Here is a 20,522-nt window from a genome sequence, read left to right as displayed (position 1 = left end):
GCATGACCGCTGACAGCAATCCCGCACTGCTCGACACCGAGGGCCCCAAGGGTCCCGGGGCCGACGGCGACCCGGCCGCCGCCGGGGCGGCGTCGGCCCGCGGGCCCCGGGACCGCAACACCCGCGCCTACCTCCTCTATGTGGCGGGCAAGATCGGCGGCGCCGTCGTGTCGCTGTTCGCCGTGCTCGTCACCAGCTTCTTCCTGTTCCGGCTGATCCCCGGCGACCCCGTCAAGCAGATGACGGGCGGCAAGCGCGTCTCGGCCGAACAACTCGCCGCCATGCGCGAGGAGTTCGGCCTCGACAAGTCGGTCATGGCCCAGTTCTGGGACTACACCGGCAATGTGCTGAGCGGCGACTTCGGCACGTCTTATCAGTTCCACGCTCCCGTGATGGACAAGATCACCGAGGCGCTGCCCGCGACGCTCCTGCTCACCGGAACGGCGTACGTCCTCTACACGATCATCGGCATCTGGCTCGGCACGCGCACCGCGTGGCGCAACGGCAGGCTCGGCGACCGCTTCAACACCGGGCTCGCCCTGACGCTGTACTCGGTGCCGTCGTTCTGGTTGGGGCTGCTGCTGATCATCACCTTCTCGGTGGGCATCGGGCCCATTCCCGGGATGTTCCCGACCGGCGGCCTGGAGTCCGGCGGCGAGACGGGCTTCGCGTACGTCGTCGACGTCGCGCACCACATGGTGCTTCCCGTCGTCACACTCGTCGCGGTCGGGTACGCCCAGACACTGCTCGTCATGCGGTCGTCCCTGCTCGACGAGATGGGCAGCGACTACCTGACGACCGCGCGGGCGAAGGGGCTCCGGGACGATCTCGTACGGCGTCGGCACGCCGTCCCCAACGCCATGCTGCCGACCGTCACCCTGATGTTCGTCAACCTCGGCACGGTCGTGGCGGGCGCCATCCTCGTCGAGACCGTGTTCTCCTGGCCGGGCCTCGGCGGGCTCTTCTACCAGGCGCTGAGCGTGCCCGACCTGCCGCTGGTGCAGGGACTGTTCTTCGTCTTCTCCGTCGCGGTGATCCTGATGAACACCCTGGCCGACGTGATCTATCCGCTGCTCGATCCCCGGGTGGGCCGATGACGACCGAATCCGCACCGACCGACCCCGTACCCGCGACCCACACGCCGACTGCCGCCAAGAGCGCGCGGTCACTCGCCTGGACGCGGCGCAGGCACTCCGCGGCGCGCTTCTGGCGCGAGTACCGCACGCACCGCGCCGGACTCGTCGGCCTCGCCGTGCTCGTCCTCATCGCCCTCGCCGCGGTCTTCGCGCCACTGCTCGTCGGCTCCGACGCGCAGAGCGTGACCGGCGCGCCGGGCGACCCGATGGAGTCGCCGAGCGGTGAATTCCCGCTGGGGACCGACCAGTTCGGACGCGACCTGCTGGGCCTGCTCGTGTACGGCGCGCGCATGTCGCTCACCGTGGGACTGCTCGCCGCCGTCCTCTCGGTGGCCATCGGCACGCTCGTCGGGATCACCGCCGGGCACTTCAAGGGCTGGTACGCCACCGTGATCATGCGCATCACCGACTGGTTCCTCGTGATGCCCACGCTCGTGCTCGCCATCGCGCTCGCCGCGGTGATGTCCGGCACGATCTGGACGATCATCCTGGCGATCGGCGTGACGACCTGGCCGACCACGGCACGCCTGGTCCGGGCGCAGACCCTCGCCGTGGAGTCCCGCCCCTACATCGAGCGGGCGCAGGCCCTCGGCGGCGGCCACGGCCACATCATGTCCCGGCACGTCCTGCCCAACGTCATGCCGCTCGTCCTCGCGCAGACCACGCTCGTCATCTCCGGCGCCATCCTCACCGAGGCCACGCTCGCGTTCCTCGGCCTCGGCGACCCGACGAGCGTCTCCTGGGGCGGGCTGCTGCAGGACGCGCGCGAGGCGGGCGCGGTCAGCGCGGGGCACTGGTGGTACCTCGCCCCGCCCGGTCTCGCCATCGCCGTCGTCGCGCTGGCGTTCACGTTGTGCGGCCGCGCCGTGGAATCCGTGCTCAACCCCAGGCTGGGGGCCTCCCGTTGACCGAGTCGACCGACATGACCGAAGCGAGCCCGCCCGACATGACCGAAGCGAGCCCGCGGCGGCTGCTCGACGTACGCGACCTCGAAGTGACGTACGCGAACGGCGCCGCCGCGGTCCGCGGAGTGAACCTGCACGTCGAGGCGGGCCAGAAGCTGGGCGTCGCGGGTGAGTCGGGGTGCGGCAAGTCCACGCTCGCGCTCGCCCTGCTGCGGCTGCTGCCCGCAGGCACGAAGGTGTCCGGCGAGATCCTGCTCGACGGCGAGGACGTCCTCACCATGAAGTGGGGGCGGGTCCGCGCGGTGCGCTGGGCCGGCGCCTCGATCGTCTTCCAGGGCGCGATGCACTCCCTGAACGCCGTCCACCGCATCGGCGACCAGATCGCCGAGCCGATCCTGCTGCACAAGAAGGCGACGCAGGCCGGCGCGAAGACCAAGGTGGGCGAGCTCCTCGAACACGTGGGGCTGCCCGCCGCCCGCGCGGAGGCCTATCCGCACGAGCTGTCCGGCGGCCAGCGTCAGCGCGTGATGATCGCGATGGCGCTCGCCTGCGATCCGCGGCTGATCATCGCCGACGAGCCGACCACCGCGCTCGACGTCATGATCCAGGCGCAGATTCTCCGCCTCATCGAACAGCTGGTGTCCGAGCAGGACCTCGGCCTGATGATGATCAGCCACGACCTGGCCGTACTGTCCGACACATGTGACCGGCTCGCGGTGATGTACGCGGGCCGCGTCGTCGAGGAGGGCCCGGCCTCCGAGGTCTACGAGAACGCCAGGCACCCGTACGGCAAGGCGCTCTCGGCGGCCTTCCCGCGCATCGGCGACATCACGTCGCGGTTCGCGCCGCGCGGCCTGCCGGGCGATCCGCCCGACCCGTCCGCGCTCCCCACGGGCTGTACGTTCCATCCGCGCTGCCCGGTCGCCCTCGACACCTGCGCCACGGAGGACCAGGCGCTGCGGGACGCGGGGCCGCACCATCGCGCGGCCTGCGTCCACGCGGGCGCGCCGCTGCCCGCGCAGCCCACATCGGCTCCCGCGACGGCGGAGCGCACACCGTGACCGAGAGCCCCCGTGAAGAGGACGCGCGCATGACCACGCAGGAGCCGAAGACCACTGTCGCGGAACCCGAGAAGACCACTGTCGCGGCGCCCGAGGGGCCGCTGCTGACCGCCGCCGGCCTGCACATCGCCTTCCCCGGCCGCCGCGGCGGGCCCACCGCGCGCGCCGTGGACGGCGTCGACCTCGACATCAAGGGCGGCGAGATCGTCGCCCTCGTGGGCGAGTCGGGCTGCGGCAAGACGACGCTGGCCCGCTCGCTGCTGGGCCTCGTCCCCCCGACGTCCGGCAAGGTCACGTTCGGCGGCGAGCCCCTGAACTACTCCGGCCGCGCCCTGAAGGCGTACCGCAAGCGGGTCCAGCTGGTCCTCCAGGACCCGAGCGGGTCGCTCAATCCGCGGCACACGGTGTACGACGCCGTGGCGGAGGGGCTGCGCATCCACGGCTACCGGGGCGACGAGCGGGCAGCGGTCGCCGAAGCCCTCTCCCGGGCCGGCCTGCGCCCGCCCGAACGCTTCTTCCTGCGCTACCCGCACGAACTCTCGGGCGGCCAGCGCCAGCGTGTGGTCATCGCGGGCGCGCTGGTCCTCGAACCCGAACTCATCGTCGCCGACGAGCCGGTGGCGTCGCTGGACGCGTCCGTACGGGGCGAGATCCTGGCACTCCTGCTACGACTCCGCGACGAACTGAACCTGTCCGCGCTGGTGGTGACCCACGACCTCGGCCTCGCCTGGAACATCGCGGACCGGGTGGCGGTGATGTACCTGGGCCGGATCGTGGAGACGGGAACGGTGGAAGAGGTCCTCACGTCGCCGCAACACCCCTACACCCAGGCCCTGTTGTCCGTCCTGCCCGAAGCGGACGGTGACCCGGTGGTCCTCACGGGCGAGCCCCCGGACCCCTCCCGCATCCCCGGCGGCTGCCGCTTCCACGCCCGCTGCCAGGTACTCGCCTCCGGCGAGGCGGCCCGGACGGGGGTCGCGGACCGCTGCCGCGGGGAGGATCTGCCGGTGCTCTCCGGCGCGGGCGAGACGCAGGTCGCGTGCCATTGGGCGGCGGCGCGCTCTTGAGCACCATCGCCGTGGAACCCCGGGCCCGTGGTCGAGTGCGCGTACATCGTGGTTGCTCGCGCAGTTCCCCGCGCCCCTGAAGAAGCACCCTACGGGCGCTTCCCAGGGGCGCGACCCTGCGACGACCGGACGAGCGACAAGGCTCCCACGACATGGGAGCGCCCAACGGGCGCTTTCAGGGGCGCGGGGAACTGCGCGACCAGCCCCCACCGGCCCGCAGCCGCGTAAAGACCCCGGCACCCCACGGCGAGTGCGTTCAAGGGGCGCGGGGAACTGCGCGAGCGCCCGCCGCCCAGCCGCAGGCAGGGCCGGTCACGCCGGCCGAGGCACTACGATCGGCCCGCCGCCGCCACAAGCTCCCCGCACCGCTTCACGTCATCCGCCATGGCCACCAGCAGCGAGTCGATCGTGTCGAACTTCGCCTGGCCGCGGACGAAGGCCAGGAAGTCCACGGCCACGTGCAACCCGTACAGGTCGAGCCCGACGCGGTCGATCGCGTACGCCTCGACCGTCCGCTCCGTCCCGTCGAACTGCGGATTCGTGCCGACGGAGATCGCCGCCGGCATCGCCTCGCCCTGGGCATGGAGCCAGCCGGCGTAGACGCCGTCCGCGGGGACCGCCGTGTGCGGGAGGGTCTCCACGTTCGCCGTGGGGAAGCCCAGTTCCCGTCCGCGCTGGGCGCCGCGGACCACGACGCCCTCGACGCGGTGCGGCCGGCCCAGGCTCTCCGCCGCTCCGGTGACATCGCCCTCGGCGATGAGACGCCGGGTCAGCGTCGAGGAGAACGGCTCGCCGCCGCCCGCCTCGCCGCTCACGTAGAGGTCGACGACGTCCACTTCGTAGTCGTACGTGCCACCGAGCTCCGCGAGGAAGTCGACGTTGCCCGCCGCCTTGTGGCCGAAGCGGAAGTTGGGGCCCTCGACGACCACGCGCGCGTGCAGCTTGTCGACGAGGACCTTGACCACGAAGTCCGCGGGCGACAGCTTCGAGAACTCGGTGGTGAAGGGGAGGATGAGGAGCGCGTCCACACCCAGCTCGGCCATCAGCTCGGCGCGCCGGTGGTGCGGGGCGAGCAGCGGCGGATGGCTGCCGGGGCGCACGACCTCGCTGGGGTGCGGGTCGAAGGTGACGACGACGGCGGGCACGCCGAGCTCACGGGCGCGCTCCACCGCGCGGCCGATGATGAGCTGGTGCCCGCGGTGCACGCCGTCGTAGGAACCAATGGTGACGACGCTGCGCCCCCAGTCCTGGGGGATGTCCTCCAAGCCACGCCAGCGCTGCACTTCTTTGCTCCTCGCCGAACCCGTATACGTCACGTACATCTGTACGTTCCCATTGCCGATTGCGCAGGACTAAGAGTGCCATGCCGACACCTCGCGGCTCGCACCGGAGGGAGTGGCGGGGGTCACTCCCGCGCATCATTCCCGTGCGTCGTTCCTATGCGGGGACGCTGACACCGCCCGCCAGGTTCTCCAGCACCCGCAGGGCGCTCGGGCCGACGAGTGCGGCCCAGTCCTGCGGGGCGTCGGTCAGCCAGCCGATGAGCAGCGCGGCGAAGCCCGGACGGCCGCCGCGGGCCAGTTCGACGAGGCACCGGTCGCACCGGGACGCGCCCTCCGGCGTGCGGACGAGCAGCAGCGCGGTGCGGTGGACGCGCTCGCGCGTTCGGTCCCCGCCGCACTCCGCCGCGCCGAGCACCACCGCCCGCAGGACGCTCTCCAGGACGGCGGCGTCCCGCTCCTGGCTGAGCAGGACGTCGAGCAGTTCGCCGCGCAGGGCACGTGACGCGTCGGTGCCGGGCGCGGCGAGCACGGGCGCGAGGGCCGCACGGACCTGTACGTGCCTGCTGTGCAGGAGCCCCGCGACCAGGGGGAAGAGGACGGGGCGCACGTCGGGGCCGTGTTCGAGGCGGCGGTCGATGTACGCGACGGCGGGCGCGGCCGCTTCGGGGCGGGCCTCCAGGAGGTCGTGGACGAGGGTGGCGACGCGGCGGGCGAGCGTCGGCGTGGTCACGTCGGCGAGGCAGCACAGGATGGCGTCGGCGGCCGGGTCCGAGGCGTGCAGCCGGGTGCGGAAGGCGTCGAGGACGGGGTCGGGGTGGGTCGTGAGGGCGGCGGCGAGGGCGCTCGCGGGCAGCCGCGGGTCCCCGGCGCTGAAGCGCCGCAGGGCGTCCGGCAGGTGCGTGGCGCGGGTCTGCGGGTCGCGTACGAGGAGGGCGAGGGCGGCGCCGTGGAGGGCGTCGTCGGCCGGGTGGGCGAGCAGCGCGAGGGCGGCGCACCGCAGGAGGGCGTGTTCGGCGGGGGTGGTGGCGTGCGGGGCGGCGCGCAGGGCGTAGGCGGCGGCCGCCACGCGCCGGGCGGGGCGTTCGTCGCGGGCCCAGCGGTCGACGGCCCGGCACAAGGCCGCGGGCTCCTCCTCCGCGAGCGCGGCGAGCAGTTCGTCGGCGCGGGCGTGCGCGCAGTCGACGAGGGCCTCGGTGAGGTCGTCGATGGCACGGTGCCGGTGGGTGTGGAGCAGCGCCTGCGCGGCGGAGGCGACGGTGGCGTCGGGCGCCGCGTCCAGCGGGCGTTCGTCGGCGAACCACCGCGCGAGGAGCGGCTGTACGTTCGCGGGGTCGGCGCGGAGCAGTGCGGCGACGGCGTCCAGGCGGCGGTCCGGGGACCCCGGGGGGCCGTCGTGCACGACGAGCCGGCGCAGCAGCGAGAACCGGTCGGCCTCGGCGAGCGGCAGCCGCAGCCAGAACGCCGTCCCGAACTCCCCGCGCACGGCGAGGGGTTCGAGCACCGCGAGATAGGGCGTCGCGTCGGGCACGCGCAGCAGCACCTCGCCGAGAAGATGCCCGGCCCACCACACGGCGTCCCCCGAATCCCCCGAGTCCCCCGTCCCTCCGCCACCCGGCCCCTCTGCCTCTGCCCCTCCCTCTCCCTCTCGGCCGAACTCCACCAGCGCGTCGGTGAGCTCCCCCAGTCGCGACGCCAGCTCCGCGGCCCCCCGCTGCCGCCCGAGCAGCAGCAGCGCCTGGATCACGGGCCCGATGCGGTGCCGCGGCACGGGCAGGGGGCGAGCGGGGGCCGGGGCGGAGGTGCTGCCCGGCTTGCGCCGACGCTGCTCCGGAACCACGGGGCCACCCCGCCCCCGACCCCTGTGGCGATGCACCAGCGCCTCCAGAGCCCCGTCCACGTCCAGATGCGTGCCCTGGAGCCAGTCCGCCAGCTCCTCGTGTGCGAAGCGGTAGCCCGGGCCCGCCGGCACGAGGAGGCCCTCCGTGAGTACCGCTGACGCCCAGCCCGTGCAGCCGTGCAGGCGTGCCCCCCACGGGAAGGTTTCTTCGAAGGAGGCCCTGTCCAGTTCCCCGTGGCCGGGGCCGAGGCAGCGCCGTGCCGCTTCGTGGACCTGGCCGGCCACCCGCGCCGCCAGGCGCCGCACCGCGCTCCCGCGCAGCCCGTTCGCCGCCGCGAGCCGCACCGCGACCCGCAGGCAGAGCAGGTGCAGGTAGGCGCTGAAGACTTCCTCACGGGTCGGAGTGCCCGGCGGCGGGGCGGTCGGCGTCGCGCCCCGCACTTCGCCGAGCAGGCGCAGGGCCAGTGGGTGCCGGGCGTCGGCGGGGGCCAGCGCGTCGTCGGGGATGCCGTGGAGCGCGCGGGCCTCGCTCGCCTGGGGTTCCGGCAGGTCCCCGAGGCGTACGCAGCCGGGGAGCTCCGCGCCGCCCGCCGCCGCGTGCAGCGACGCCGCGTCGAAGTGGGCCCCGGCCTGTTCCCAGTACTCCACGCGGCAGGCGATGACGAGCCGTGTGTCCGTGTCCCGCAGCCAGCGCGCCGTGCCGGCGCTCCACTGCGCGAGGCGGTGGGCGAGCACGGCCGGCATCTCCTCGGGGCCGTCGAGCAGGAGGAGGAGTGGTCGTCCGGCGTCCCGTACGAGCCGGGCCAGCCGGTCGGCCCCCACGTCGCCGAGGGTCCGCTCGTCCCCCGCCGACGCCGTGAGGATGCGTCCCGCGCGGTCGAGCGCGCGCTCCACCGCGTCGGCGACGGACGCGTCCGTGCCCCGCAGGTCCGCGCCGCGCAGCCACAGCGTGGGGGCGGGCTCGGTGCCCTGGGCGCGTCGTGCGGCGAGCGCGGCCAGTTCCGTCGTGCGTCCCGTGCCGGGGTCGCCGACGAGGCCGAGCACGCGGGCGGTGCCGGTCATGAAGGTGGTGAACTCCCGCGCCAAGGAGGGGCGTTCGACCGGTTCGCGGAGCGGGACGGGCGGGCCGTCGGAGCCCGTCGAGGTCGCGGTGAGGTGCAGTGCGCCCGCGAGGTTGAGGTCCTCGCCGTACGCGGGAACGGTCGCCGCGTTGCGCGCGACGAGCTCGGCGAGCGGTCCGCCCGGGTCGGTGGCGGCCGCCTCAAGGAGCGGGACGGCGAAGCCCGCCGGGCGGTGGGCGTCCTCGAAAGAAGGTCCGGAGCCATGGCGGGGCCGCAGGGCCGTTCCGAGGACGGCGAGCACCGCGCCTGTCGCCGCGTCCACGACCGGCCCGCCCGCGGCGCCCCCGCCGAGCCGCAGCGCGTCGGCGCCGTCCGTGCCGATCGCGAGTTCCAGGGCGGCGCCGACCGCGTGGAAGCGGTCCGTCGCCGTGTACGTGACCGGCGAGGTGCCGAGGACCCGCGCCTCGCGCCAGCCGCCCGCGGCGATGCGTACGTACGTGCCGGTCGCCACGGATGCCCGGGCGGAGACGGGGAGAGGCCGCAGTCCGAGTCCTTCGGTGCGGACGAGGGCGAGGTCGGTGCCGGGCAGCTCCGCCACCGCTTCGGCGGGCACCACGCAGGTGCGGCCGTCCGCGGCGTGCAGGACGATCCGGGCGAGGCCGTCGACCGCCTCGTGGCTGGTGACGACCGTGCCGTGCTCGTCGGCGGCGAACCCCGTGCCGCGCGGCCGTCCCGCGAGATCACAGACCCGCACCAGAGACGCCTCCGGCGCCGGAACCGAGAAGCCGGGAACCGAGAAGCCGTCCCGGCCGCGTCCCGCCATGCTCGAACCTCCCCGACGTGCCCCGTTCCTTCGACCGTAGGTCGGGGATGATCGGCAGGACAGGTGACGGCGCGAACGCGCCCCCTTCCGACCCCCCGGTTCACTCCGAGCGCCTGCCCGATGGGGTGAATGGAGGCGTGTCGGTGGACAGACCTCTAGAGGGGGGAATCGTGGAGCGGCGGACCGAGGTCCGCCGCTCCACTACGTTCCACCATCCGGAGCAGGCCGTCAGGCGAAGACGGCCAGGCTCTTGGCCTTGCCCCGCGACTCCTCCGCGAGGACCAGGAAGCGGCCCTCCGGGTCGAAGACGGCGACGGCGCCCACACCCGCGTACTCCTCGGGCATGTCGATCCGGACGCCGTTGAGCAGCAGCCGTCCGCGCTTCTCGTCCACGTCCCAGCGCGGGAAGGCGCGGCCCGCGGCCTCGGCCACGGGCATCACGGTCAGCTCCTCCTGGAGCTGGTCGAGGGTCTTCGCCGTGTCCAGCTTGTAGGGGCCGACGCGGGTGCGGCGCAGCGCGGTCAGGTGACCGCCGACGCCGAGGTCGGCGCCCAGGTCGCGGGCGATGGCCCTGATGTACGTACCCGAGGAGCAGACGACCGAGACGACCAGGTCGAGCACGGGCGTGCCGTCCTCGGCGACCGCGTCGCGGACGTCGTACACCGTGAAGGCCGAGATGGTGACCGGTCTGGCCGGGATCTCGAAGTCCTCGCCCTTGCGGGCGCGGGCGTACGACCGTTTGCCGTCGATCTTGATGGCGCTGACCTTCGACGGCACCTGCATGATGTCGCCGGACAGCTTGGCGATGCCCTTGTCCACGGCCTCACGGGTGACCTTCGAAGCGTCCGTCGACGAGGTGATCTCGCCCTCGGCGTCGTCGGTCAGGGTGTTCTGGCCGAGCCGGATCGTGCCCAGGTACTCCTTCTCGGTCAGCGCGAGGTGGCCGAGGAGCTTGGTGGCGCGTTCGACACCGAGCACGAGGACACCGGTCGCCATGGGGTCGAGGGTGCCCGCGTGCCCGACGCGGCGGGTCTTGGCGATCCCGCGCATCTTGGCCACCACGTCGTGCGAAGTGAAGCCGGACGGCTTGTCGACGATGACAAGGCCGTCCGGCGTGGTGCCGCTGTTGCTCATGCTCGGGCGTCGCCGTCCGTCTCTTCGTCGGACTCGTCCTCGGGCTTGCGGTACGGGTCCGCACCGCCCGCGAACTCGGCGCCTGCCGAGACCTCGCGCACCTTGGCGTCGGACATCCGTGCCTTGTCGAGGAGGTCCTCGATGGCCCGTGCGTTGTCCGGCAGGGCGTCCGCGACGAAGGACAGGGTCGGCGTGAACTTCACGCCCGCGGCCTGTCCGACCGCCGACCGGAGGACGCCCTTGGCGCTCTCCAGGCCCGCCGCGGCCGCCGCGCGGTCCTCGTCGTCGCCGTAGACCGTGTAGAAGACCGTGGCCTCCCGCAGGTCGCCGGTCACCCGGGTGTCCGTGATCGTCACGTGCGTGCCGAGCCGCGGGTCCTTGATCCCGCGCTGCAGCTTCTGAGCAACCACCTCTCGGATGAGGTCCGCCAGCCTTTTCGCCCGCGCGTTGTCGGCCACTGCTCCGTCTCCCTTATCCCCGGGCATTCCCTGGGCTTGTCTTGCTGTGTTCAATCATCGTCGCCGTGCAGCCGCCGTCGTACCGACAGCAGCTCCACTTCGGGCCGGGCGGCGACGAGCCGCTCGCACCGGTCCAGTACGTCGTGGAGGTGGCCCGCGTCGCCTGACACCACCGCGAGGCCGATCTCGGCTCTGCGGTGCAGGTTCTGACCGCCCACTTCCGCCGCGCTCACCGCGTACTTGCGCTGGAGCTCGGCGACGATCGGACGGACGACGGAGCGTTTCTCCTTCAGCGAATGTACGTCGCCGAGGAGCAGATCGAAGGACAGAGTCCCCACATACATGTGTGTCCGGATGTCCCGCCGGTACGGGGTCGAGGCCCCGCCAACCACTTGGCAGGGACACAAGAACCGTACACGGAACGGCCGGGGCCGATCGACGGGATTTTCCCCGTCGACCGGCCCCGACACTGAACCGAGCGGATCAGATCAGTGAACTGATCAGCCGCGCGGCTTCTCGCGCATCTCGTACGTCGCGATGACGTCGTCGATCTTGATGTCGTTGAAGTTGCCGAGGTTGATACCGCCCTCGAACCCTTCGCGGATCTCGGTGACGTCGTCCTTGAAGCGGCGCAGACCCTCGATGTTGAGGCCTTCCGCGATGACCTTGCCGTCGCGGAGCAGGCGGGCCTTGGTGTTGCGCTTGACCTCGCCGGAACGGATGAGGACACCCGCGATGTTGCCGAGCTTGGACGAGCGGAAGACCTCGCGGATCTCCGCGGTGCCGAGCTCGACCTCCTCGTACTCCGGCTTGAGCATGCCCTTGAGGGCCGCCTCGATCTCCTCGATGGCCTGGTAGATCACCGAGTAGTAGCGGACGTCGACGCCCTCGCGCTCCGCCATCTGCGCGGCACGACCGGCCGCACGGACGTTGAAGCCGATGACGATGGCGTCGGAGCCCATCGCCAGGTCGATGTCGGACTCGGTGACCGCACCCACACCGCGGTGCAGGACGCGGATGTCGACCTCTTCACCGACGTCGAGCTGGAGCAGCGAGGACTCGAGAGCCTCCACCGAACCGGACGCGTCGCCCTTGATGATGATGTTGAGGTCCTGGACCAGACCGGCCTTGAGCACCTGGTCGAGGTCCTCGAGGGACACCCGGCGGGTGCGCTTGGCGAACGCGGCGTTGCGCTCACGGGCCGCACGCTTCTCGGCGATCTGACGCGCCGTACGGTCCTCGTCGACAACCAGGAAGTTGTCGCCGGCACCCGGCACGTTGGTGAGACCGAGAACGAGGACGGGAGTCGACGGGGTCGCCTCCTCGACGTTCTCGCCCTTGTCGTCGAGCATCGCGCGGACTCGGCCGTACGCGTCACCGGCGACCATCGTGTCGCCGACGCGGAGGGTACCGCGCTGGACGAGGACGGTCGCGACGGCGCCGCGGCCCTTGTCGAGGTGGGCCTCGATCGCGATGCCCTGCGCGTCCTGCTCCGGGTTGGCCCGCAGGTCGAGCGAGGCGTCCGCGGTCAGGACCACGGCCTCGAGCAGCTGCTCGATGTTCTGGCCCTGGCGCGCGGAGATGTCGACGAACATCGTGTCGCCGCCGTACTCCTCGGCCACCAGACCGAACTCGGTGAGCTGACCGCGCACCTTGGTCGGGTCGGCACCCTCGACGTCGATCTTGTTGACCGCGACCACGATCGGCACGTCGGCCGCCTTGGCGTGGTTCAGCGCCTCGATCGTCTGCGGCATCACACCGTCGTTCGCCGCGACCACGAGGATCGCGATGTCGGTGGACTTCGCACCACGGGCACGCATGGCGGTGAACGCCTCGTGACCGGGGGTGTCGATGAAGGTGATGGCGCGCTCTTCACCGTTGACCTCGGTGGCGACCTGGTACGCACCGATGTGCTGCGTAATACCGCCGGCCTCGCCCGCAACGACGTTCGTCTTGCGGATCGCGTCCAGCAGTCGGGTCTTACCGTGGTCGACGTGACCCATGACGGTCACGACCGGCGGACGGGAGACGAGCATGTCCTCGCCGCCCTCGTCCTCGCCGAACTCGATGGAGAACGACTCGAGGAGCTCGCGGTCCTCCTCCTCCGGGCTGACGATCTCCAGGACGAAGTTCATCTCTTCGGCGAGGAGCTTCAGCGTCTCGTCGGAGACGGACTGCGTGGCGGTGACCATCTCACCGAGGTTCATCATCACGCCGACCAGCGAGGCCGGGTTCGCGTTGATCTTCTCGGCGAAGTCGGTCAGCGAGGCACCGCGCGACAGGCGGACGGTCTGTCCGTTGCCGCGAGGCAGCATGACGCCGCCCACCGACGGGGCCTGCATGGCCTCGTACTCCTGGCGCCTCTGCCGCTTCGACTTGCGGCCACGACGGGCGGGCCCGCCGGGACGGCCGAACGCACCCTGCGTGCCACCACGGGCACCGGGACCACCGGGACGGCCACCGAAGCCGGGACGACCGCCGAAGCCGCCGCCACCACCGGGACGACCGGCACCGCCGCCACCCGGACCGCCGGGACGGCCGGCGAAACCGCCGCCACCGCCACCGGGACGACCCGCGAAGCCGCCGCCACCGGGACGACCGCCGCCGCCACCCGGGCGACCGCCGCCGCCGGGACCACGGCCACCGCCGGGGCCACCGCCGGGACGCGGACCCGCGGCGGGACGCTGCGGCATCATGCCCGGGTTCGGACGGTTACCGGCGGGACCGCCGCCGGGACGCGGAGCGCCGCCCTGCGGACGGGGCATGCCGCCGGGGGTCGGACGGGCGCCGCCCTGACCCTGCGGACGGGGAGCGCCACCGGGGCCACCCTGGCCCTGCGGACGCGGGGCGCCACCGGGGCCGCCCTGACCGCCCTGGCCACCAGGACGCGGGGCGCCGCCCGGACGGGGCGCCTGCGGGCGCGCCATGCCGGTGGAGCCACCAGAGGTGAAGGGGTTGTTGCCCGGGCGCGGACCCGAGGGACGGGCGCCGCCGGGACGCGGGGCGCCACCCTGGCCGCCGGGGCGCGGAGCACCCTGACGGTCGCCGCGGTCACCACGGCCCTGACCCTGACCCTGGCCCTGACCGGGGGCCGGACGGCCACCGGGCTTCGGGGCGCCGGGACGGGCACCCGGACGGGGCGCCTGCGGGGCCGCGGGGGCTGCGGGCGCGGCCGGCGGAGCGGTGAACTCCGGGGCGGTCGGCGCCGGCGAGGCCGGTGCGGGCTTGGGGGCCGGCGGCTTCGGGCCGGGCGTCGGGCGCGGGCCCGGCGTCGCGGGGGACGCGGGCTTCTCGGCCGCGGCGGGCTTGGGCGCCGGCGGCTTCGGCGCGGCCGGACCCGGACGGGCGGCCTGCGCGGGAGAGGGGGTTGCGGGAGCCGCGGGGCTCGCCGGCTTGGGGGCGGCCTGCTTGCGCGGCGCCGCGGGCTTGGCGGCGGACTTGCCGTTGCCACCGCCCTGGTTCAATGCGTCAGTCAGTTTGCGTACTACCGGCGCCTCGATCGTCGAGGACGCCGAACGTACGAATTCACCGAGTTCTTGGAGCTTGGCCATGACGACCTTGCTCTCTACGCCGAACTCCTTGGCGAGCTCGTATACCCGGACCTTAGCCACTTCGCTCCTTTTAGGTCCGGGTTACGCCGGACCGTCGCTACTTCATGGGCGTACTCATCGCGTGCTCATCGAGTGCTCATCGCAATCTCGACCTACTTCCAACTCGCGGGGTACCAGGGCCACACGGGGTTCCGTGCGCCCACGTCTTACGGTGTCGCCTCCTGGGCGACTGTCTCGACAGCCCGGCGCAGTGCCTCCGTGTCGAGCGGCCCCTGGGCGCGGAACGCCCTCGGGAACGCCCGGCGGCGGACCGCCAGGTCCAGACAGACCAGGGCGGGGTGTACATACGCACCCCGGCCGGGCAGCGTACCGCGCGGATCGGGGACGCAGGCGCCCTCTTTCCTCACGATGCGCAGCAGATCGCTCTTGGCCGCTCGCTCCCGGCACCCCACACAGGTGCGCTCAGGGCATGCGCGGGCATGCGTCCGGCCAGACACGCTTAAGTCTACCTCCCCGCACCGACCTCACCCCTTTGGGGCAAGAATCGAACGGCTACTCGCCACATACTGTCGTGATCGAAGCGGTGGCCGCCCGGAATTTATTCCCGGAGCGGCTCCGCACCCGGCCCGCTACTGGTCGGCGGGCTGCTCCGTGTCGGGCCTGATGTCGATGCGCCAGCCCGTGAGCCGCGCGGCGAGGCGGGCGTTCTGGCCCTCCTTGCCGATCGCGAGCGACAGCTGGTAGTCCGGCACGGTCACGCGGGCCGAGCGGGCGCCGAGGTCGACGACCTCGACCTTGCTGACGCGGGCCGGGGAGAGCGCGTGGGCGACCATCTCGGCGGGGTCGTCGGACCAGTCGACGATGTCGATCTTCTCGCCGTTGAGCTCGCCCATGACGTTGCGCACACGGCTGCCCATGGGGCCGATGCAGGCGCCCTTGGCATTGAGGCCCGAGCGCGTCGAGCGGACCGCGATCTTGGTGCGGTGGCCGGCCTCGCGGGCGATGGCGGAGATCTCGACGGAACCGTCGGCGATCTCCGGGACCTCCAGCGCGAAGAGCTTCTTCACCAGGTTCGGGTGCGTGCGCGACAGCGTCACGGACGGGCCGCGGACACCCTTGGCCACCCGGACGACGTAGCTGCGCAGGCGCATGCCGTGGGGGTACTGCTCGCCGGGCACCTGCTCCTGCACGGGCAGGATGGCCTCCAGCTTGCCGATGTCGACCAGCACGTTCTTCGGGTCGCGGCCCTGCTGGACCACGCCGGTGACGATGTCGCCCTCGCGCCCGGCGTACTCGCCGAGCGTCGCGTCGTCCTCGGCGTCGCGCAGGCGCTGCAGGATGACCTGCTTCGCGGTGGTCGCGGCGATGCGGCCGAAGTCGGACGGGGTGTCGTCGAACTCGCGGGGCTCCTGGCCCTCCTCGAGGTCGTCCGCCTCCTCCTTCGCCCAGACCGTCACGTGTCCGCTCTCGCGGTCGAGCTTCACGCGCGCGCGGCGGTGGCTTCCCTCGGTGCGGTGGTAGGCGATGAGGAGGGCCGACTCGATCGCCTCGACGAGGAGGTCGAAGGAGATCTCCTTCTCCCGGACCAGACCCCGCAGGGCACTCATGTCGATGTCCACGGCTACGCCTCCTCTTCCTTCTTGTCCTTGCGGTTGAACTCGACCTGCACGCGTGCCTTCTCGATCTCGTCGAAGGCGAGGCGGCGGGAGGTGGGCTTGCGGCCCTTGACGCCGGGCACTTCGAGGTCGAGGCCCTCGTCGTCCACGGTGAGGATGCGGGCGGTGACCTCGCCGCCCTCGGTGAGCGTGAACTTCACCAGGCGGTCGACGGCGCGCAGGTAGTGGCGGCGCTCGGTGAGCGCGCGCTCGGCGCCGGGGGAACCGACCTCCAGGTCGTACTCGCCCTCGCCCATCGCGTCGGTCTCGTCGAGCTTCGCGGAGAGCGCTCGGCTCACGTCCGCGATCTGGTCCAGATCCACGCCGTCCTCGGAGTCGATCACGACTCTCAGCACCCGCTTGCGTCCGACGGAGGCCACTTCGATCTCTTCGAGATCCAGGTCCTGCGAGGTGACGAGCGGTTCCAGTAGTTGCCGCAGCCTCTCGCTCTGGGTGGTGCTCATCCGGGTGACTCCTCGGCCGCGTGTGCTGTTGTGGGTGCGTTGCAAGTCTGCGTGTCAGGTCAAAGGGTATCCGGTCCGAAGGGGTGTTGCCGCCCACGGACCGGACGATGCGGCGCTCCGTTCCGAGCCGATCGCGGGCGCCGGGGCGGTCCGAAGGTACGGTGATCACCGGGCCTGTGCCCACCGATCTCCCTTTCTGTTCCTTTCCGTTCCCTTTCGCACCGTTATCGCTCGCGCCTTTTGGCCTTCCTTCCGAGGACGTCTGCCGTGCCGTCGTATCGCACCGCCCCGCGCTCCCGTCCGGGACCGCGCCGAAGGAGTCTGCTCGCCGGGGCCGCGGGCGTCGCGTCCGCGGCGCTGCTCGCGGGCTGCTCGGACTCCGCCGACTCCGATCCCGACGGGCGCCCGTCCGCGGCCCGGCGCCTGCGCGCCGCCGCGGCGAAGGACAGCAGGGAACTGCTGCGGCGGTACGACGCCGTGCTCGCGGCGCACCCCTCGCTCGACGGGCGGCTCGGGCCGCTGCGGGGCGAGGTGAAGCGGCACGTGGAGGCGTTCGAGAAGAGCACGGGCCCCACGGGCACGGACGGCAAGACCCCCTCCCCCGCCGCGTCCGGTCCTGCCGGCGGCTCCGCGTCGAAGGCGCCCTCGCCCTCCGTGGCCTCCGACCCGAAGAAGGCCGTGCGCGACCTCGCCGAGGCCGAACGCGAGCTGGCCGACCGGCGGGGCAAGGCCCTGCTCGACGCCCCCGCCGAGGAGGGCAGGCTGCTCGCCTCGGTGGCCGCCGCGGGCGCGGCCCACGCCTACCTGCTGACGGAGAAGGAGGACGACAAGTGAGCGATACGAAGGACTCGCCGGAGCCGTCCAAGGACGACGAGCTGAAGGCGCTGCAGGCCGCCCTCGGCGCCGAGCACGCCGCCGTGTACGGCTACGGCGTCGTCGGCGGCCGCATCGGCGACCAGCGCAGGACGGAGGCGCGCACGGCGTACGACGCGCACCGCGCCCGGCGCGACGAGCTGCAGCGCGCGGTGCGCGACCTCGGCGGCGAGCCGCAGTCCGCGGACGCCGCGTACTCGCTGCCCTTCCCGGTGCCGGACGCCGCGGCCGCCGTCCGGCTCGCCACGGAGCTGGAGGACCGGGTCGCGGGCGTCTACTCCGATCTCGTACGCGCCTCGTCGGGCACCCGGCGGGGCACCGCGGCCCTCGCACTGCGGGAGGCGGCGGTCCGTGCGGCACGGTGGCGCGGCGGGAGCGTAGCCTTCCCTGGGCTCGCCGAGCGGTCGACACCGTCGTCCGCACCGGCGACACCCCAGGCGTAACGCGCTCAGGAAGGGAACGACTCGCGCATGGCTCTCGAACCGCCGCAGCGCCTCGTCACAGCACTCGGCGAGACGGCGCAGGACGGCGACGACTGGCTGGACAAGCTGCCGGGGGCAGCCGAAAAAGCCGTCGCTCTACGCGAGTTGACCGTCGAGCGGGTGCACGTGCCCGGCGGCCGCAGCAGCCTCGTGCTGATGGTCCGGCGCGCCGACGACACGCCCGCGGTGCTGAAGCTCGTGCCGCCCCGGTCGCGTCCCGAGAGCGAGCGGGCCGCGCTCGCCCACTGGAACGGGCTCGGCGCCGCGCGGCTGCTCGACCCCGAGTGCGCGGACGGGGCGCTGCTCATGGAGCGCCTGCACCGTGACGTGTCCGTGCGGTCGCTGCCCGAGGCCAAGGCCCTCCTGGAGGCGGCGGGGACGCTGCGCAGGCTGTGGGTGAAGCCGCCCGCCGACCACCGCTTCGAGACGGTCGCCGAGCGCACGGGCCGGCAGGCCGAGGCCATGCGGACCTCCGCCGCGGCCGACGCGGAGGTCGCCCCGCTGGTCGACGCGGCGCTCGCGGCGCGGGACGAGCTGCTCGCGGCGGACGTGGAGCCGCGGCTGCTGCACGGCACGTTCCGGCAGAGCAAGGTGCTCGCCGGGGACCGGCTGCCGTGGCTCGCCGTGGGCCCCGACCCGGTGGTCGGCGAGCCCGCCTTCGACCTGGCCCGGCTCGTCCGCGACCGGGTCGAGGACCTGATCGCGTCGCCGTCGGGCGCCTCGATCACGCGGCGGCGCGTGAAGAAGCTGGCGGAGTCCCTGGAGGTCGAGCAGGAGCGGCTGCGGGGCTGGACCTTGTTCCGCGCGGTCGAGTCAGGTGTCAGGGCACGGCGAGTAGGGCGTGCGCAGGACGCTGAGCTGCTGTTGGAGTTCGCGGACTGGCTCTGACGGGTCGTGGGGAACTGCGGACCGCATGTCATGTGGCTGGTCGCGCAGTTCCCCGCGCCCCTTTGAGGCACTGACTAGGCCGTGAGGCGGGCGATGGCCTCGTCGACCGTGAGCTCCTCGCGCTCGCCGGTGCGGCGGTCCTTGAGCTCGACGACGCCGTCGGCGGAGCGGCGGCCCGCGACCAGGATCTTCGGCACGCCGATCAGCTCGGAGTCGGTGAACTTCACGCCCGGGGAGACGCCGGGACGGTCGTCGACCAGGACCCGGACGCCGGCCGCGGCCAGCTTGTCGGAGACCTCAAGGGCCAGCTCGGTCTGGAGCGCCTTGCCGGCGGCGACGACGTGGACGTCGGCGGGGGCGATCTCCTCGGGCCAGATGAGGCCCTTGTCGTCGGCGTGCTGCTCGGCGAGGGCGGCGACGGCGCGGGAGACGCCGATGCCGTACGAGCCCATGGTGACGCGGACGGGCTTGCCGTTCTGGCCGAGGACGTCGAGCTGGAAGGCGTCGGCGTACTTGCGGCCGAGCTGGAAGATGTGGCCGATCTCGATGGCACGGTCCAGCTTGAGGCCGGTGCCGCAGTTCGGGCAGGGGTCGCCCTCCTGGACGACGACCACGTCGACGTACGTGTCGACCTCGAAGTCACGGCCCGCGACGACGTTCTTGGCGTGCACGCCGTCCTTGTTGGCGCCGGTGATCCAGGCGGTGCCGGGGGCGACGCGCGGGTCGGCGATGTACTGGACCTTCTCCAGGCCCTGCGGGCCGACGTAGCCGCGTACGAGATCGGCACGGCCCTCGAAGTCGGCGGCCGTCACCAGCTCCACCGCGGCGGGGGCGAAGTGCGCCTCGACCTTGTCCATGTCGACCTCGCGGTCGCCGGGGACGCCGACGGCGACGATCTCGCCGTCGACCTTCACGAGGAGGTTCTTGAGGGTGGCCGACGCGGGCACGCCGAGGTGCGCGGCGAGCGTCTCGATGGTCGGGGTGTCCGGGGTGGGGATCTCCTCGGCGGCGGGCACATCCGCCGCGTCCACCGGCTTGAGGGCGAAGGAGACGGCCTCGGTGTTCGCCGCGTAGTCGCAGTTCGGGCAGTCGGCGAAGGTGTCCTCGCCGGCCGCGGCCGGGGCGAGGAACTCCTCGGACTTCGAGCCGCCCATGGCGCCGGCGGTGGCGGCGCAGATGCGGTAGTCCAGGCCGAGGCGCTGGAAGATCTTCTGGTACGCGGCGCGGTGCAGCGCGTACGACTGGGCCAGGCCCTCGTCCTCCGTGTCGAAGGAGTACGAGTCCTTCATGAGGAACTCGCGGCCGCGCAGGATGCCGGCGCGGGGGCGGGCCTCGTCGCGGTACTTCGTCTGGATCTGGTAGAGGATCACCGGCAGGTCCTTGTAGGACGTGCACTGGTCCTTGACCAGGAGGGTGAAGATCTCCTCGTGGGTGGGGCCGAGGAGGTAGTCGCCGCCCTTGCGGTCGTTGAGGCGGAACAGCTCGGCGCCGTACTCGGTCCAGCGGCCGGTCGCCTCGTAGGGCTCCTTGGGCAGCAGGGCGGGCAGGGTGACCTCCTGGCCGCCCATCTCGTCCATCTCCTCGCGCACCACGCGCTCCACGTTGGCGAGGACCTTCTTGCCCAGCGGCAGCCACGACCAGACACCGGCGGCGGTGCGGCGCACGTATCCCGCGCGGACGAGGAGTTTGTGGCTGAGCACCTCGGCGTCCGCGGGGTCGTCGCGCAGCGTCTTCGCCATCAGTCGGGACATGCGCTGGACCTGGGCCATGGTGAACTCCTGCTGCGTAAGGATGATGACCAGGAGGTTAGCCGGGGGCCGGCGGCGGGCGGAAATCGGTTACGG

Annotated in this window: 17 protein-coding genes; 7 read left to right on the top strand and 10 right to left on the bottom strand. The window is 72.7% G+C overall.

Annotated features, from left to right (window positions below; translation table 11 throughout):
- Positions 1-2: 2 nt before the first annotated feature.
- The 4 genes from DEJ49_RS27070 to DEJ49_RS27055 are packed head-to-tail and all read left to right on the top strand — an operon-like array spanning position 3 to position 4,169.
- Entirely contained in the window at positions 3-1,097 is a 1,095-nt protein-coding gene (locus tag DEJ49_RS27070; protein ID WP_150186519.1) for an ABC transporter permease, read from the top strand.
- Positions 1,094-2,044, top strand: coding sequence for an ABC transporter permease (locus tag DEJ49_RS27065; protein WP_150186518.1), 951 nt, complete (start codon positions 1,094-1,096; stop codon positions 2,042-2,044). The genes DEJ49_RS27070 and DEJ49_RS27065 overlap by 4 nt, the downstream gene beginning before the upstream one ends.
- A gap of 38 nt (positions 2,045-2,082) precedes the next feature.
- On the top strand, positions 2,083-3,102 hold the full coding sequence (locus tag DEJ49_RS27060) for an ABC transporter ATP-binding protein (RefSeq protein ID WP_150188497.1): 1,020 nt from the start codon (positions 2,083-2,085) through the stop codon (positions 3,100-3,102).
- A 29-nt stretch (positions 3,103-3,131) separates the two neighbouring features.
- Entirely contained in the window at positions 3,132-4,169 is a 1,038-nt protein-coding gene (locus DEJ49_RS27055) for an ABC transporter ATP-binding protein (protein WP_190329456.1), read from the top strand.
- 329 nt (positions 4,170-4,498) lie between these two features.
- Here DEJ49_RS27055 and DEJ49_RS27050 read toward each other — a convergent pair whose 3' ends face one another.
- The 9 genes from DEJ49_RS27050 to rimP form a co-directional block, all read right to left on the bottom strand.
- Positions 4,499-5,452, bottom strand: coding sequence for a bifunctional riboflavin kinase/FAD synthetase (locus DEJ49_RS27050; protein WP_150186517.1), 954 nt, complete (start codon positions 5,450-5,452; stop codon positions 4,499-4,501).
- Between the two features lie 154 nt (positions 5,453-5,606).
- Positions 5,607-9,173 carry a trypsin-like peptidase domain-containing protein gene (locus DEJ49_RS27045; RefSeq protein WP_223833011.1) on the bottom strand — a complete coding sequence of 1,189 codons (3,567 nt, stop codon included), beginning with the start codon at positions 9,171-9,173 and terminating at the stop codon, positions 5,607-5,609.
- Positions 9,174-9,401: 228 nt separating this feature from the next.
- Positions 9,402-10,307 carry a tRNA pseudouridine(55) synthase TruB gene (gene truB, locus DEJ49_RS27040; protein WP_150186516.1) on the bottom strand — a complete coding sequence of 302 codons (906 nt, stop codon included), beginning with the start codon at positions 10,305-10,307 and terminating at the stop codon, positions 9,402-9,404.
- Positions 10,304-10,765, bottom strand: coding sequence for a 30S ribosome-binding factor RbfA (gene rbfA / locus DEJ49_RS27035; RefSeq protein ID WP_150186515.1), 462 nt, complete (start codon positions 10,763-10,765; stop codon positions 10,304-10,306). The genes truB and rbfA overlap by 4 nt, the downstream gene beginning before the upstream one ends.
- Before the next feature lie 50 nt (positions 10,766-10,815).
- Positions 10,816-11,109: a DUF503 domain-containing protein gene (locus DEJ49_RS27030; protein ID WP_150172847.1), complete on the bottom strand. Its 294-nt coding sequence runs from the start codon at positions 11,107-11,109 to the stop codon at positions 10,816-10,818.
- A gap of 156 nt (positions 11,110-11,265) precedes the next feature.
- Positions 11,266-14,376 carry a translation initiation factor IF-2 gene (gene infB / locus DEJ49_RS27025; protein WP_150186514.1) on the bottom strand — a complete coding sequence of 1,037 codons (3,111 nt, stop codon included), beginning with the start codon at positions 14,374-14,376 and terminating at the stop codon, positions 11,266-11,268.
- Between the two features lie 146 nt (positions 14,377-14,522).
- Complete coding sequence (locus tag DEJ49_RS27020; protein ID WP_150186513.1) at positions 14,523-14,813, bottom strand: YlxR family protein; 291 nt, start codon at positions 14,811-14,813, stop codon at positions 14,523-14,525.
- A gap of 132 nt (positions 14,814-14,945) precedes the next feature.
- Positions 14,946-15,935 carry a transcription termination factor NusA gene (gene nusA, locus DEJ49_RS27015; RefSeq protein ID WP_150186512.1) on the bottom strand — a complete coding sequence of 330 codons (990 nt, stop codon included), beginning with the start codon at positions 15,933-15,935 and terminating at the stop codon, positions 14,946-14,948.
- A 2-nt stretch (positions 15,936-15,937) separates the two neighbouring features.
- Positions 15,938-16,435 carry a ribosome maturation factor RimP gene (gene rimP / locus DEJ49_RS27010; RefSeq protein WP_150186511.1) on the bottom strand — a complete coding sequence of 166 codons (498 nt, stop codon included), beginning with the start codon at positions 16,433-16,435 and terminating at the stop codon, positions 15,938-15,940.
- A gap of 267 nt (positions 16,436-16,702) precedes the next feature.
- On the opposite strand from rimP, the gene DEJ49_RS27005 reads away from it, so the two are divergent.
- Genes DEJ49_RS27005 through DEJ49_RS26995 form a run of 3 tightly spaced genes read left to right on the top strand, consistent with a single transcriptional unit; the run spans position 16,703 to position 18,678 of the window.
- The gene (locus tag DEJ49_RS27005; RefSeq protein ID WP_150186510.1) at positions 16,703-17,269 is read left to right on the top strand and encodes a hypothetical protein; all 567 of its coding nucleotides are present in this window, start codon (positions 16,703-16,705) and stop codon (positions 17,267-17,269) included.
- A complete protein-coding gene (locus DEJ49_RS27000) occupies positions 17,266-17,751 on the top strand; it encodes a ferritin-like domain-containing protein (protein WP_150186509.1) in 486 nt (161 codons plus the stop codon). The genes DEJ49_RS27005 and DEJ49_RS27000 overlap by 4 nt, the downstream gene beginning before the upstream one ends.
- Before the next feature lie 27 nt (positions 17,752-17,778).
- Complete coding sequence (locus DEJ49_RS26995) at positions 17,779-18,678, top strand: aminoglycoside phosphotransferase family protein (protein WP_150186508.1); 900 nt, start codon at positions 17,779-17,781, stop codon at positions 18,676-18,678.
- A gap of 74 nt (positions 18,679-18,752) precedes the next feature.
- Here DEJ49_RS26995 and DEJ49_RS26990 read toward each other — a convergent pair whose 3' ends face one another.
- Complete coding sequence (locus DEJ49_RS26990; protein ID WP_150186507.1) at positions 18,753-20,447, bottom strand: proline--tRNA ligase; 1,695 nt, start codon at positions 20,445-20,447, stop codon at positions 18,753-18,755.
- Between the last annotated feature and the right edge of the window lie 75 nt (positions 20,448-20,522).

This window comes from Streptomyces venezuelae, from assembly GCF_008642335.1.
GTDB classification, from domain to species: Bacteria; Actinomycetota; Actinomycetes; order Streptomycetales; family Streptomycetaceae; genus Streptomyces; species Streptomyces venezuelae_F.
The sequence above is the reverse complement of the archived record's forward strand: the minus strand, read 5'-3'. Positions and strand labels throughout refer to the sequence as shown.

Excerpts from the sequence above, each read along its gene's own strand:
- DEJ49_RS27030 (WP_150172847.1), bottom strand. The coding sequence starts at position 11,109 with ATGTATGTGGGGACTCTGTCCTTCGATCTGCTCCTCGGCGACGTACAT.
- DEJ49_RS27045 (WP_223833011.1), bottom strand. The coding sequence starts at position 9,173 with ATGGCGGGACGCGGCCGGGACGGCTTCTCGGTTCCCGGCTTCTCGGTT.
- DEJ49_RS27070 (WP_150186519.1), top strand. The coding sequence starts at position 3 with ATGACCGCTGACAGCAATCCCGCACTGCTCGACACCGAGGGCCCCAAG.
- DEJ49_RS27065 (WP_150186518.1), top strand. The coding sequence starts at position 1,094 with ATGACGACCGAATCCGCACCGACCGACCCCGTACCCGCGACCCACACG.
- DEJ49_RS27055 (WP_190329456.1), top strand. The coding sequence starts at position 3,132 with ATGACCACGCAGGAGCCGAAGACCACTGTCGCGGAACCCGAGAAGACC.
- truB (WP_150186516.1), bottom strand. The coding sequence starts at position 10,307 with ATGAGCAACAGCGGCACCACGCCGGACGGCCTTGTCATCGTCGACAAG.
- DEJ49_RS26995 (WP_150186508.1), top strand. The coding sequence starts at position 17,779 with ATGGCTCTCGAACCGCCGCAGCGCCTCGTCACAGCACTCGGCGAGACG.
- DEJ49_RS27060 (WP_150188497.1), top strand. The coding sequence starts at position 2,083 with ATGACCGAAGCGAGCCCGCGGCGGCTGCTCGACGTACGCGACCTCGAA.
- DEJ49_RS26990 (WP_150186507.1), bottom strand. The coding sequence starts at position 20,447 with ATGGCCCAGGTCCAGCGCATGTCCCGACTGATGGCGAAGACGCTGCGC.
- rimP (WP_150186511.1), bottom strand. The coding sequence starts at position 16,435 with ATGAGCACCACCCAGAGCGAGAGGCTGCGGCAACTACTGGAACCGCTC.